The 14,917-nt window shown below is 39.3% G+C and carries 12 protein-coding genes and 1 pseudogene; all 13 read left to right on the top strand.

What is annotated here, in order from left to right:
- Positions 1 to 172 precede the first annotated feature (172 nt).
- The 13 genes and pseudogenes from LQE94_RS15105 (at position 173) to LQE94_RS15045 (ending at position 14,893) form a co-directional block, all read left to right on the top strand.
- Entirely contained in the window at positions 173 to 400 is a 228-nt protein-coding gene (locus tag LQE94_RS15105) for an ATP-binding protein (RefSeq protein ID WP_240578072.1), read from the top strand.
- A gap of 13 nt (positions 401 to 413) precedes the next feature.
- Positions 414 to 770 carry a hypothetical protein gene (locus tag LQE94_RS15100; RefSeq protein ID WP_240578071.1) on the top strand — a complete coding sequence of 119 codons (357 nt, stop codon included), beginning with the start codon at positions 414 to 416 and terminating at the stop codon, positions 768 to 770.
- A gap of 218 nt (positions 771 to 988) precedes the next feature.
- The gene (locus LQE94_RS15095; RefSeq protein ID WP_240578070.1) at positions 989 to 3,085 is read left to right on the top strand and encodes an NAD(P)-dependent oxidoreductase; all 2,097 of its coding nucleotides are present in this window, start codon (positions 989 to 991) and stop codon (positions 3,083 to 3,085) included.
- Between the two features lie 21 nt (positions 3,086 to 3,106).
- On the top strand, positions 3,107 to 4,000 hold the full coding sequence (locus tag LQE94_RS15090) for a hypothetical protein (protein WP_240578069.1): 894 nt from the start codon (positions 3,107 to 3,109) through the stop codon (positions 3,998 to 4,000).
- Positions 3,988 to 5,841: a DUF2194 domain-containing protein gene (locus LQE94_RS15085; protein WP_240578068.1), complete on the top strand. Its 1,854-nt coding sequence runs from the start codon at positions 3,988 to 3,990 to the stop codon at positions 5,839 to 5,841. The genes LQE94_RS15090 and LQE94_RS15085 overlap by 13 nt, the downstream gene beginning before the upstream one ends.
- A 3-nt stretch (positions 5,842 to 5,844) precedes the next feature.
- A complete protein-coding gene (gene pelF / locus LQE94_RS15080) occupies positions 5,845 to 7,269 on the top strand; it encodes a GT4 family glycosyltransferase PelF (protein ID WP_330638967.1) in 1,425 nt (474 codons plus the stop codon).
- Complete coding sequence (gene pelG, locus LQE94_RS15075; protein ID WP_240578067.1) at positions 7,250 to 8,719, top strand: exopolysaccharide Pel transporter PelG; 1,470 nt, start codon at positions 7,250 to 7,252, stop codon at positions 8,717 to 8,719. Before pelF ends, pelG begins: the two co-directional genes overlap by 20 nt.
- Positions 8,706 to 10,484 carry a CotH kinase family protein gene (locus LQE94_RS15070; protein ID WP_240578066.1) on the top strand — a complete coding sequence of 593 codons (1,779 nt, stop codon included), beginning with the start codon at positions 8,706 to 8,708 and terminating at the stop codon, positions 10,482 to 10,484. The genes pelG and LQE94_RS15070 overlap by 14 nt, the downstream gene beginning before the upstream one ends.
- The gene (locus LQE94_RS15065) at positions 10,474 to 11,223 is read left to right on the top strand and encodes a polyphosphate polymerase domain-containing protein (protein WP_240578065.1); all 750 of its coding nucleotides are present in this window, start codon (positions 10,474 to 10,476) and stop codon (positions 11,221 to 11,223) included. The genes LQE94_RS15070 and LQE94_RS15065 overlap by 11 nt, the downstream gene beginning before the upstream one ends.
- On the top strand, positions 11,220 to 11,891 hold the full coding sequence (locus LQE94_RS15060; RefSeq protein WP_240578064.1) for a DUF4956 domain-containing protein: 672 nt from the start codon (positions 11,220 to 11,222) through the stop codon (positions 11,889 to 11,891). Before LQE94_RS15065 ends, LQE94_RS15060 begins: the two co-directional genes overlap by 4 nt.
- 330 nt (positions 11,892 to 12,221) lie before the next feature.
- On the top strand, positions 12,222 to 13,718 hold the full coding sequence (locus tag LQE94_RS15055; RefSeq protein ID WP_240578063.1) for a hypothetical protein: 1,497 nt from the start codon (positions 12,222 to 12,224) through the stop codon (positions 13,716 to 13,718).
- Between the two features lie 91 nt (positions 13,719 to 13,809).
- Positions 13,810 to 14,001: pseudogene (locus tag LQE94_RS15050) on the top strand (DUF961 family protein); the annotation flags it as partial.
- Positions 14,002 to 14,215: 214 nt separating this feature from the next.
- Complete coding sequence (locus LQE94_RS15045; RefSeq protein ID WP_240578062.1) at positions 14,216 to 14,893, top strand: helix-turn-helix transcriptional regulator; 678 nt, start codon at positions 14,216 to 14,218, stop codon at positions 14,891 to 14,893.
- Positions 14,894 to 14,917 lie beyond the last annotated feature (24 nt).

The raw sequence follows: 14,917 nt of genomic DNA, 5'->3' as shown, positions 1-14,917 counted from the left end.
GGTTGGGGACGGAGTTTAGTGGCTTTTTGGCTTGCCAAAAAAGCCACTAAACTCCGTCCCCAACCGGCACCTTTTAATTCCCGTCACCACTGGTCTAGCGAGAGATGATATGAAAAAAGATTCCCAAACGGGAATCTTTTTTTGAAAATAAAAAATAAACTCCGGAATAAGAATGTTTTTTGAAAAAGTGGTAGATAGTCTTCATGTAAAAGAAAATATTGATATTTATATTACAGGTTCTAATGCATATATGCTTTCAGGGGATTTGGCTACACTATTAACAGGAAGGTATGTTGAAATTTCTATGTTACCGCTCTCCTTTAAAGAATATGTTAAAATTACAGGAATTACAAAAGAACAGGCATTTTCAGAATATATGAAAACAGGTGTTAAAAGTTAATAAGAAGTTGTATATGGTTGATTTGGGGCTTCGCAATCACATTTTGCCAAGAAAGCGTTATGATCTTGGATTTTCCATTGAAAATATTGTGTTTTTTGAATTATTGCGCCGTGGGAATAAGGTGAATATAGGTAAATATGGCTCTACAGAAGTAGATTTTGTTGCTCAAAAACAAGGGGTAATCGTTTATTATCAGGTGACGGCAGATATGACAGCAGAAGAAACTTTTGAAAGAGAAATGAGACCATTAAAGGAAATTAAAGACAATTATGAAAAAATTGTTTTAACACTGGATCATTTTTCGCTTGGAAATTATGATGGGATAAAAGTAATTAATGTAATAGATTGGCTTTTGGAAAATCAGATTTGACACGAGATGCCAGTTGGGGACGGGGTGCCAGTGGGGACGGGGTTAGTGGCTCTTTTTTGCCAGTTGGGGACGGGGTTAATGGCTCTTTTTGGCTTGCCCAAAAGAGCCATTAACCCCGTCCCCACTGGCATCAACCCCCGTCCCCACTGGCACCCCTTGTCTACATTTCCAACAGATGTTATACTAATGAAAATATACGAATGTAAGGCAGGCCGTTTATGAAATTGTTATTAACCGGAAATATTGGATATATTACGGCGGAATTTATAGAGGAGGCGTTCCCGGAGTGTCAGATTCTTCTGCTTGGGGAAACGAAATTAAAGTCAAATCGCAGGAAGGGATTATCGGTGCATCCGATGCCGAAACAGGAAAGTGAGTTTAGGGATATTTTCAAAACGTATGATTTTGAAGGTGTTATATATTTTTCTAACTATCTTAGCTTCCATGGAACCAAGGAAGGTGAGATGGAGACTTTGCGCCATTTATTACATTATTATAAGGGAAATTCGAATTCCCGATTCTTATATGTTACCAATTCTGAGAGTTCATATGATATAACGACAGGGAAGACTTTGCTGGTTCGTTCGGCAGAGGAGTTTTGCAGACAGTATGGTGAACTGCACGGGCTTTCTGTTAAGATTCTTCGTACTTCATATCTTTATTCAGGAATTTATGAAAATGATTACTTTTTCAAGCTCTTTTCAAAGGCGTTTGAGAAAAAGGAGATTGTGTTTGAAGAAGCCCCGGCACAGGAAGTACATTTCCTTTCATTGTCAGATTTATCCAATCTGTTATATAAGATTTTTGACAACTGGAATGATCAGGAGGGAGCACTTCAGGTCCCGAAGGTGTTTCATTTTACTTTCGAGCAGCTTGGACAGAAGCTAAATGAATTGTTACCAGCAGTACATATTAAATATCTGGCGAATGCTGCGATTCAGAATGTGGCGGCGAACGACCGTGTTTTGCGAAATGAGTACGGCTGGTTTCCGAGGATTTCTCTGTTGGAGGATTTGCAGGAGGTATATGAAACTTACTGTGAGGAAACAAATCATAAGGCACGGAAAATAGATGTATTGCGGGACTTTTTAAATCAACATAAAACACTTTTGAAAGTAGCGGAGCTTTTAATTACATTTTTGCTTTTTGAATTATTGAACCGGGCGGCAGGAAATCAGGTCCAATTTAAAATGATTGACTTGCGTCTTGTTTATATTGTTTTATTCGGAAGTTTGTATGGGATTAATTACGGAATCGCGGCGGCGGGGATGGAAACGTTGTCACTTTTATCTGCTTATGCAAGAGAGAATGTCAGCTGGACAACGCTTTTCTATGAACCCTCGAACTGGATTCCATTTATTTTTTATTTTGCGGTCGGTGCAATCTGCGGATATATCAGAATGAAGAACAGTGATAATATCAAATTTATGACGGATGAAAATAAACTGATTCTGGATAAATTTTTATTTATGCGTGAAATGTATCAGGAGGCACTTCGTGACAAACGCCAGTACAAGAAACAGATTCTTGGAAGCCGGGACAGCTTTGGTAAGATTTTTGATATCACAAGAAAGCTGGATGTTATCATGCCACAGGAATTGTTTCTTGAAACGATGCATGTGATGGAAGATGTCCTTGAAAATAATACGTTTGCTTTCTATTCTGTCGGAAAGAATCAGTATTTTGGACGTTTGGAGATTGCATCGAGCGGAATGAATGATGTATTCCCAAAATCTGTCAGGTTAAGTGATTATCCGGAGATAATGGAAAAGATAAAAGCCGGAGAAGTATGGGCAAACCGCGATTTGATAAATGGATATCCAATGTATATAAACGGAATTCGAAGAGAAGGACAGCTTGTGATGCTGATTGTTGTGAAGGAAGCAAATGGGGAACAGCTTTCTCTCTATTATCTGAATTTATTTAAAATTCTGTGTGGTCTGGTTGAGACTTCTCTTTTACGGGCACTGGATTATCAGGAGGCAATTGAGAATAAAAAATATATTGCGGGTACACGTATATTGAAGCCGGAATATTTTAAAGAACGTTTGGATTCGTTCCATTCTATGAGAGAGGAAAGACGAGGGTCATATGTTCTTCTCAAATTGGAGTATCCGAATATGTCACTTGCACAGGCAGATGAAGTACTGCAGAATTCAGTACGTGAAAATGATGTCTGGGGCATTTCGGAAAATGAAGAGCTGTTCATTATCCTTTCACAGACAGAACAAACGGCATTGCCAATTGTATTGGAAAGACTGGAAAACGACGGATTTATCTGTCATGAAATGGACGCCCCGGCTGGTGGAAAATAAGAGATTTACAGGAGAAACACGATGATTCGGACAGTGTTTGGCATACTTTTAATCCTATTACATATAATTTGTTGCATATTGGTCTGGTTTGGGATAAAAACACATGCATTGAAAGTAAAAAAATATCTGATGACACTTGTGATATTTGTTCCTTTCTGGGGGATACTCTGTGTGCTTATTTTACATTTGCAGGTTTTGACGAAAACAGACAATGTGGTTGAAGCCGGAGTGGAGAAACTCCGTGTAAATGAGGAAATTTATAAAAATAATATCCGTGCAGCATCTGATACGGATAAGAAAGTCGTTCCGCTGGAAGAGGCACTTTTGATCAATGAGCCTGAGCTTCGGCGGGAATTGATTATGGATGTGTTAAATGACAATCCGGAGGAATATATGGATCTTTTGAAGCAGGCCCGCATGAATGAAGATGTAGAAGTAGTACATTATGCAATTACAGCGATGGTTGAGCTTTCGAAAGAGTATGATTTCCGTATGCAGAAATTGGAAAAATTATATGCGGCGTCTCCGAATGATCCGGAGATATTAAAGCAGTACTGTGATTTTATGGAAGAATATTTGAACCAGGGGATTCTGGAAGCACAGATGGAGAAAATGCAGCGCGAGCGTTATATCCGTATGCTCAGACAGAAACTATCGTTAAAGCCGGAGCTTCATACGTGTATTTGTCTGTTTAAGAATCTGATGATAAATGGAGATTATGTTCAGGCGGAAGAAGTTCTGAATATGATAGATGAGAAATGGCACCGCAGGGAGGAGTTCTGGCTGTTGAAGATACAATATCTGGCAGAGCAGAAAAGAGGAAACGAACTGCATGAGAGTTTAAGACAGATGAAGGAAGAACACATTTATCTGTCATCGAAGAGTAAGGAGGCATTGGCTTTTTGGCTAGATTGATACATTCACTGAAAACATTTCCATTTAAAAGTATGCTTGTGATCTTAAGTGTTTTTATGATGATCGCAGTTGTCCTTTTTGCAGAGCGGAGTGGAATTCACTATACAGAAAAAAACAGACAGATTAATTATCTGGATAAGAATGAGGTTGTTACAGAAAAAACAGCTGTAAAAACATTGAAGAAAACGTGCCTGGTGCTTCGAAACAGTGGGGATGTATCAAGCAATCAGGCATGGGAACAATTTCAGCAGATATTTAATGATATGAAAATCGGAACCGATGTGGTTGATGTGCAGACGGCTTCTGGTATTCCTGATTATCATAAGTATGAAACAGTTGTTGTTTTGCTAAGTGATATTAGTCCGCTAAAAGAGAATCTGGTGAATTTGTGCGAATGGGTTTCGGATGGTGGAAATGTTCTTTTTGCCATGACACTTCAAAAGACGGCATATACATCGATGATAGAGCAGAAAATCGGAATTATTTCTTCCGGGTATGATAATTCTGTTGTGGACAGTATTTATTTTGATTCTGATTTTATGCTTGGCGGGGGAGAGTCTTATGCGATTACGGATGCTTTTGAGTCAGCATGGTCGGTTCAGGTGAGTGAGAAGGCAAAGGTCTATGCGAGAATAAAAAATAAAAATGGACAACCATTAATATGGGAAAACAGTTATGGAAAAGGTAAATTTGTAGTAGATAATTTTGGTTTATATGAGAAAGCAGTACGAGGATTCTATGCGGCATCATACAGTCTGCTTACGGATGTTGGGGTTTATCCTGTGATTAATGGTTTTGTATTTTATCTGGATGATTTTCCGTCACCGGTTCCAAGTGGAGATGGTACTTATGTAAAACGTGATTATGATATGAGCATCAAAGATTTTTATGCAAACATATGGTGGCCGGATATGCTGGAAATTGCTTCAGATTATAATATTCATTATACCGGAGTAATCATCGAGAACTATGAGGATGAGACGAATGGAAAGATAAAGAAACAGACAGATACTTCTCGTTTCCAGTATTTTGGAAATATGCTTCTTCACCAGGGAGGGGAACTTGGATATCATGGATACAATCATCAGCCGCTGAGTCTTTCGAATACGGATTATGGTGATGTACTTCCATATAATACATGGAAAAGTGAAGATGCTATGAAGAATACGGTGAATGAGCTGCTCCGATTTGGAAACGAGATGTTTCCGGGGGTTACAATGTCAGTTTATGTGCCTCCTTCCAACGTGTTATCGGAAGAGGGAAGAAAGATGCTTGCAAAGGATTTTCCGGAGATTAAAACGATTGCAAGTAATTATTTTCAAGGCGATTTTGCCTATGTGCAGGAATTTGAGGTTGCAGAGGATGGAATTGTGGAACAGCCACGTATTACTTCCGGTGCGATTGTAGATGATTATATGAAGATGGCGGCGTTGTCTGAGCTGAATATGCATTTTGTGAATACACATTTCCTACACCCGGATGACCTTCTGGACGAGGACCGCGGTGCAAAGCTTGGCTGGGAGAAGCTGAAAGCAAATCTGAACAATTATATGGAATGGCTGGATGAGTCAGCACCATCTTTGAGAAAGATGACGGGAAGTGAGCTGTCCGGGGCAATCCAGCGTTACGGAGCAGTGACATTTACAAAGGAAGTAACAGAAAAAGAAATTCGGTTGACGCTTGAAAATTTTTATGATAAAGCATATTTTATGGTGCGTATCAATGAAGGTACACCGGGTAATGTTTCGGGTGGAACGCTTACGCACCTTACAGGAAATCTTTATCTGCTTGAGGCTGACGAAGCGACAGTAACGATTGAGCGGCAATTAGAAAAGGAGTAAAAGGTGAGGATTTGTCTCATATTAGAGGGATGCTATCCCTATATATTTGGCGGTGTATCTACGTGGATGCATCAGTATATAAATGAAATGAAGGAGCATGAGTTTGTTCTGTGGGTAATCGGTGCGAACGCAAAGGATAAGGGAAAATTTGTCTATGAGCTTCCGCCAAATGTTACGGAAGTTCATGAGGTTTTTTTGGATGATGCCCTGCGTGTAAAAGAGTCGGGAAAAATGCATCACGTATTTACTGAAGAAGAGGTGGAAAGCCTGAAAGAGCTGATGTTATGTAAACGTCCGAATTGGGAAATTTTGTTCCGTCTTTATCATGAGCAGAAAATCAATCCGATGTCATTTCTAAAAAGTGAAGAATTTTTAAATATATTGACGAAGTGCTGTCTGACAGAGTATCCTTATACCCCGTTTGCGGATGCATTTCACACGATGCGTTCCATGCTGCTTCCGGTATTGTATCTGATGGGCAGCGAAGTGCCAAAAGCAGATGTCTACCATGCAATTTGCACAGGATATGGCGGTCTGCTTGCGTGTCTGGGCGGTTATGTTTATAAGAAGAGAGTGCTATTGACGGAGCATGGGATTTATACGAGAGAACGTGAGGAAGAAATTATACGTGCGAAATGGGTACAGCCGGCATTTAAGAAACAGTGGATTGCATTTTTCTATATGTTGTCGGATATTATTTACAAGCGGGCTTTTCTGGTTTCGTGTCTGTTTACGAATGCTATGCATACGCAGGTGCAGATGGGCTGCGATAAGGATAAGTGCCGTGTGATTGAAAATGGAATTAATTATGACAGACTTTCCTCTATTCCGCTGAAAGAGGATGATGGCTGGGTTGATATCGGGGCAATTGTTAGAATGGCACCGATCAAAGACATTAAGACGATGATCTATGCGTTTTATGAGTTGTCTACACGAAGAGAGAATGTGCGGCTACATATTATGGGCGGTGTGGATGACGAGGCGTATGCTAAGGAATGTTATGATTTGGTTGAGCAGCTTCATTTGGAAAATGTGCTTTTTACCGGGCGTGTGGATATTGTTTCTTATATGGAAAAACTGGATTTTACGATTTTGACAAGTATATCGGAGGGACAGCCATTATCTGTATTGGAATCGTTTGCGGCAAGACGTCCTTGTGTCACGACAGATGTAGGATGCTGCCGGGAGCTTTTGGCGGGAAATGAGGAAGACTCTTTTGGAATTGCAGGGTATTGTGTGCCTCCTATGTACAGGGAAGGGCTTGCACAGGCTATGGATCGGATGTGTGAGTCAAGGTCGCGCAGACTTCGTATGGGCGAAAATGCACAGAAACGTGTAGAGGCATATTATCGGAAGGAAGGGATGGTTGAAAAATACCGGAAACTCTATCAGGAGGTGGAAGAGGCAGATGGCCGGAATCGGATTTGAGTTAAAAAAATTATTTCAGAAACGTGGACTTGCAGCAACTGTAAGGGCATACGGATATGCCGGAGTAATCTGTACCGGACCGATGCTTCTTGGTATTGTGCTGTTGGTCGGAGTTTCCTTTCTGTGTGATCAGACCGGTGCGACAAGACATAATAGAGAATTATTAATCTGCATGATTACTTATACACTTTTGGCGTCGCTGACTGTAACTAGTTTCTTTTCCATGGTAGTGACGAGATATATTGCGGATATGCTTTATGAAGAACGGCATGAAGCAATTTTGTCTTCCTTTTGGGGCTCGACAGGGATATTGCTTGTTGTCGGCGGAATTATGTATGGGATTTTTCTTATGTTTTCTGGGATAAATCTGATAGATCAGTTTTTGTGCCTGGAATTTTTCGGAGAGTTGATCGTCACATGGAATGCGATGAGTTACCTGACGGCAATCAAGGATTATAAAGGAATCTTAATATCGTTTGTGACAGCAGTTTTCGTATCACTCATTGTTGGATTTTTACTTATCATAATCGGGATTCCTCATGTAGAGGGGATGATGATAGCAGTAACAATCGGATATGGAATTATGCTTCTGTGGGATGTGACATTGTTGTACCGGTATTTTCCACAGAGTGAAATGAGTGCATTTTCATTTCTGCGCTGGGTAGATGAATTTCTGCCGCTTGCATTTACCGGATTATTTACAAATATCGGGTTGTTTACACATTTGGTGATTATGTGGTTTAGTCCGATCCATGTACATGTGCATGGATTGTTTTATGGAGCGCCATACCATGATGTCCCGGCGATGATCGCATATTTGACAATTCTCATTACAACAGTGAATTTTGTTGTATCGGTGGAAGTTAATTTTTATCCGAAATACCGAAATTATTATAGTCTGTTTAATGACAAAGGAGAAATTAAGGATATTCTGCAGGCTGGACAGGAGATGAGAAAGGTATTAAATATGGAGTTGAAATATACGGCATTAAAGCAGCTCCTTACAACGGCACTTGTCATCTCATTAGGGCAGCCGCTTCTGGAGCTTCTTCCGCTTGGATTCAATGACCTTATGGAAGGGTATTTCAGAACACTTTGTGTCGGATATGGACTTTATGCAGTTGCAAATACGATGATGCTGATACTTTTGTATTTTACGGATTATAAAGGTGCTTTGTTTGCGACAGGAATGTTTGCGGCATGTACATGCACATTTACCTGTGTATCATTATTCTTTCCACAAGTATATTATGGTTTTGGATTTCTTTTGGGAAGTGCAGTGTTCTTTTTGATCAGTGCCCTTCGGCTTGGATATTTTATTAAAAAACTTCCGTACTATATTTTGAGTGTGCAACCGGTTGTTGCGGAAGATAAAACCGGATTTTTCACACGAATGGGACATTTCCTTGAAGAGAAAGTAGAAAGGGGAGATAACATTGAAGTTTTATAAATCAATTGCGATAAGCTGTGCTGTGCTTTTTGCGGTGTCGTCTTGTCTTGCAGGATGTACATTTTCCGGACAAGATAAGGCTGCATCGGGTGAAAAGAAGCAGACGGAAGAGTCTGTGAAAAAAGAAGAAGCGCAGGATATTAATGAAGTGCATTTGCGGGATAAGGACAGTCTTTATGCAAATGATGACGAGACAAGCGTTGTGACGATGTACCTTACGGTTTCTAAGGGGAATTCTTCGGAAGGTACAAATCATACGTGGGAGGAGATAAACACGTATTCTGCTTATGATTATGACAAAATGGGCGTTGCGCGTTATCAAAGTGCGGCACTTCTTCAGGTTGGTGACGAGTCGGGTCCAAAAAGCGGAGAAGTGGGATATGGAGAAGATGTCCCGAATGCTACGGTGCAGATAAGGGGGCAGACTTCAAGCCGTAATGCACAGAAAAACTATAAGATTGAGTTGAAGAAAAATAAAGGGACCTGGCGGGGACAACGCACGATTAATCTGAATAAACATCAGACAGAGGGGATGCGTTTCCGCAATAAGCTCTCTTATGATTTATTGAAGGGCATCCCGCAGCTGATGTCTCTGCGTACACAGTTTGTACATTTGTATGTAAGGGATCTTAGCAAAGGGGACAATGCAGAATTTCAGGATTATGGATTATATACGCAGGTAGAGCAGCTCAATAAGACTGGAATGAAGAACCATGGAATGGATTCGAATGGACAGCTGTATAAGATTAATTCATTTGAGTTTTATCGGCATGAAGATGTGATAAAGAAAGCTGATGATCCGACTTATGATCAGAAAGCATTTGAAAAGCTTTTGGAAATCAAAGGCGATTCGGACCATACGAAACTGATTAATATGTTGACGGCACTCAATGATAATTCACAGCCGATTGATAGCATTTTGAAGAAATATTTTGACAGGGAAAATCTGACATATTGGATGGCGTATCAGATATTGACCGGAAATGTAGATACGCAGAATCGTAACACATATCTGTATAGTCCTCAGAATTCGAATACCTGGTATCTGATTCCATGGGATAATGATAGTTCTTTTATGCGGACAGAATATGCAATTCAAAATCGCTTGGATCAGGGAAGCTGGGAATGTGGAGTCAGTAATTACTGGGGAAATGTTCTTTTCCAGAGATGTCTGCAGTCGGATGATTTTCGTGAGGAATTGGATGCGGCAGTTTTGGATGTAAAGTCATATCTGAGTGAGGAGCGGATAAGCAGTATGATACAGGCGTATCGCACAGTTACTCAGACATATTTGAAAAAAATGCCGGATCAGATGTATGCACCGTTGACGGATGTGAAGTATGAAATGGTTGCATCGGCGATTCCGTCTGAAGTAGAGAAAAATTATGAAATGTATAAGGAAAGTCTGAAAAAGCCGATGCCATTTTATATCGGAGTACCGACTATTGAAGGAAACACTTTGAAGTTTAACTGGGATGCATCATATGATTTTAATGCGGAAGATATTACATACACTGTTGAGCTGGCGAAGGATTATCAGTTTAAAGAAATCATTTATCGTCAAGATAAGCTGTTGATTCCGGAAGCACAGACTACAGTGCCGGCAGACGGGCAATATTTCCTGCGTGTCCGTGCGACAAATGCATCTGGAAAGACGCAGGATGCATTTGATTATTACGTGACGGATGATGGAAAAAATTATGGCATGAAATGCTTCTACATTACGGGTGGAACAAATGTTGAGGAAGATATATATGTGGAATAAAAAGTCAAAGGAACGTTTTCGTAATGAGTGGAAATATCTAATCAGTACCAGTGAGAAAGAATTACTGGAAATGAGGATGCGTCATATATTAAAAAAAGATCCATATGCCGGAGAAAATGGTTATACAATTCGAAGCCTGTATTTTGAGGATTATTTCAACAGTGCGTATGCTGAGAAAGAAGCAGGTATTCTGATGCGTAAAAAATACAGAATACGTATTTACAATTATAGTGACCGTTCTATCAAATTAGAGCGAAAAAAGAAGTTTGGAAGCTATATTTACAAAGAAAGTGCACCGCTTACAAAGGAAGAATTTTATAAAATTTTAAATGGCGAGTATGAATTTTTATTGACTAGCAAATATCCTCTGTGCAGAGAATTTTATGTAGAATGTGTCAGCAATTTTATGCGTCCAAGAACAATCGTTGATTACGAAAGAGTTCCATGGATAATGGATGAAGGAACGGTCAGGATTACATTTGACAGTGATGTAAGAGCGGCAGTTGGAGGATATGATATCTTTGATAGCACCCTTCCAACCTTACCTGTGCTTGAACAGGGTAAGACAGTCATGGAAGTGAAATTTACAGAAATGCTTCCGCAGATAGTGAGGAATTTGCTTTTGCCAAATGCACAGGAATTTACGGCAGTGTCAAAGTATGTACTTTGTTATGAAAAATCACGATATTTACATGGGTTTGAATATTGGAATGAAACACAAGAGAGGAAAATATTATGAGTGTACAAGATATGATTAAAAAGTCAGTGTTGGAGTCTGGCGTATTTGATAGTTTTAATGTACCGCAGATGACAATTTCATTGGTTGTAGCATTGCTTCTCGGTGCAGTTATCTATATGGTTTACAGTAAATTTTATGTTGGAGTGATCTTTTCAAGAAGTTTTGCTGTTACACTGGTCGGTATGACACTTCTTACTTGCATGGTCACACTGGCAATCAGTACGAATATCGTTATTTCTCTCGGTATGGTCGGTGCGTTGTCTATTGTCCGTTTCCGTACAGCGGTAAAAGATCCAATGGACTTGCTTTATCTTTTCTGGGCAATTACGACAGGTATCACAGCCGGTGCAGGAATGTATTTGCTTGCACTGATTGCAGCTGTAGTTATGATTATAATGATTTATCTGTTTTATCATAAACAGCAGAAAGGAAAAATCTATATTGTTGTGATCCATTATCTTGGGGATGATGCAGGAGATGAAATTATCCGCAGTTTCGGAAAGATGAAATATTTCATCAAGTCTAAAACGATGCGTGGAGAAAAAACAGAATTGGCAGTAGAAGTATTCTGCCGCCAGAATGATCTCGACTTTACAGAAAAGATTCGAAATATTGAAAACGTGCAAGACGTTACATTGATTCAATATAACGGAGAATATCACGGGTAGTGCCGGTTTGGTGCCAGTTGGGGACGGGTGCCGGTTGGGGACGGGGTTGAGGCCATTGGGGACGGGGTTATCCGGCTTTTTGCTTGCAAAAAAGCCGGATAACCCCGTCCCCAATGGCCTCAACCCCGTCCCCAATGGCCTCTAAACCCCGTCCCCACCGGCACCCTTTTTCTGTCTAAGGAAAGATATTTGTTTCTTTTCCATTTTGGCGGACTTCCCTTATATACATTTAATTAATGATTGTAGATATTTATAAGGTAAAGAGGTTGAGATAAGACCGTGTGAGAAATACGTTATTGGCCCAATCATGAAAGAGGGAGGACGAGCAAAATGAAAAAGTTTATTGCATTGAGTTTAGCAGCAATTATGGTAGTTTCTGTATGTGCTTGTGGAAGTGAAAAAACAAAATCAGCGGGAAAAGAGATTTTTTCATGCTATGATCTGGAAGTCCAGAACTTTGCAGAGTCCTTTGATGCATTAGAAATTGTAACAATGATTTATCAGAAGAACCATGAGGTGTCGGAAAAATTTATTCTGGAAGACAAAAAGCAGATCAACAAACTATTTCAGGCACTTTGTAAAGTGGAAGTATTGGAAAAGACAGAAGAGAGAGCATCTGATTATGATGATATTTTTATTTTTACTCTGCGAACAGCGCAGGCATTTACATTTGCGTTCAATCAGCACCATCTGGTAATTGGAAATGATGCTTATTATGTTCAAGGCGATGAGGAACTATGGAAAATTGCAAAAGAAATCTCGTCAAGTGAGAACGCGCAAGGAGAGGTAAAAGGTCAGATGGAAGATTATCAGAAGAAAGAAGAATCGCAGCAAGAGAAAATTAAAGTTATTCCTACAGCGGCAGAACAGGTTGTATTGGAAGATTATCAGACTTCAGAATTCAGTATGAAACTTCCAACAGGCTGGGTGGTAAATTCCGGAGGTGATGGGATGGCCTTTAGTCTTTGTGCATACGATCCACAGAACCCGGTCAATCAAGTATTTGTACTTTTAAAAGCAATGCCACTGATGCATGATGCAAATAGCAAAGGTTATTATGAACAATCCCAACAAATGTATGGCGGAAACTATTATATTATGGCAGACGCACCGGCGTTGGAGAATCCGTCCACAGAAAATTTCTATCAGATTTTCTCAAGCTATGCATCGTTTGCGGAGAAAGATGAACCATCTTATTATGGATATACATTTCCAAGGTTCCATGATTTTACTGTGATGGAGGCGTTTGAAAGTAATTCGAATATGAAATCTATTGCAATTAATCCTGCATTGCTACGTGCAAGTTTCACGGATGAAAGCGGAAGAAGAGGAGAAGGAATGTTTACGGCGGATGTTGTAGATTTTTCAGGAAATCTGCAGGATGCATCGTGGATGTTTGGATTTGATACAGGTTATTATATGGCGTACAATATCATGGCAGTCACTGCAGAAGAAAACAGTTTTATTGACTGGGAAAGTATTTTGTGTCAGTGCCTTGCTAGTATCGACTTTACAGATGCTTTTGTCAGTAATGCGATTGCACAGAGCAATGAGACAGTGGCGAATTCCAGACAGCTGAGTCAGACATTGAGTGATACATCTGATATGATTATGTCTTCCTGGGAAACAAGAAATACAAGCGATGATATTATTCGTCAGAAGCAGAGCGATGCAACGCTTGGTTTTGAGAGAATTTATGATACGGAGAAAGATAAAATATATAAAGCTACAAATGGGTGGAGTGATAAATATGCAGATGACAGATTCAAGCTTGTGACAGATGATAGCATGTATACAAGACCGATTGATGGATATATTGATTACTGAGACCAAATAGGGACGGAGTTTAGAGGCCATTGGGGACGGGGTTATCCGGCTTTTTGCTTGCAAAAAAGCCGGATAACCCCGTCCCCAATGGCCTCTTTGGTCTCCTTATAATGCAGTCGTGGAGCTTGTCAATCCTGTAGCTGATGCGGTATCACGAAAAACTTATACGAGTGTAGCTGTGGACTGGTATGTAAAGGCAGAGGATATTGTCTTGAAGAATAAAAGCAATCAGAACGCAGGAAACCCACAGAACCATGCTCCGCAGGGACAGCCGAAAAAATAAACTGATACCTAGATTTTCGTTGTAATGGATATATGTAGCTGTTATAATGTGGAAATGAAAAAACACTTAGATTTTATCTTTCGTATTGTATATGAAAAATACCATAAAATGAAAAAGCAAAGAATATTTGCGTAAAAAAATAGCAATGGAAAAAGCTCATTGCTTGTTATTTTAGCGATTATAGATAAAAATGTAATTGTAAGGAGGTAGGAATATGCAATTAGGTCAGGCAATTGCACAAATCAGAAAGGAACGAGGGCTGACACAAGAAGCTTTTGCAAAAGTCTTTAATGTAACAAGGCAAACGGTTTCAAATTGGGAGAACGAAAAGAGCTATCCAGATTTATCTACATTAGTAAAAATTAGTGATGAGTTTAATGTCTCTCTTGATGTTTTGCTGAAAGGAGATTTTCATATGGTAAAAGATATTGATAAGAAGATAAAAAAACAACCATTCTATATAGGTATTATAATCGGTTTAATCGTTATTGTTATTGCTTTATTTTCCTTTATTTACGTCAATGACAAAAGGCTTAGTGATACTACAAAAGACTATGCAGATTTTATATTAAACTCTGTGGTATCAATAGAGATACATGATTCCCAAAGTGGCGAGCTGATAACAAAATATGGAGATAAAAGTAGTATAGATAAGGTCAATGCTATCTTAGATATTGAAAATTGGGAAAAAGTAGAGAATATAGATAAAAACATCAGTCCTATATATACCTTAGAATTATATTGCAATACTACGAAGCAAGATACAGACGATGATATAAATGAGATCACCATTTATAGTAATGGAAAATATGTATCATTTTTTACTACTTCACCAGGAGTAAAACAAAAATATAAGGCCAATATTGATATTACGGAATTGATAGGTAAATAACAATCCAGTAAAATTCAGTTTGAC

The sequence above is a fragment of the Mediterraneibacter sp. NSJ-151 genome (assembly GCF_022487435.1).
In the GTDB taxonomy this organism is placed as follows: Bacteria; Bacillota; Clostridia; order Lachnospirales; family Lachnospiraceae; genus Schaedlerella; species Schaedlerella hominis.
This window is presented reverse-complemented; position numbering and strand designations above follow the sequence as displayed.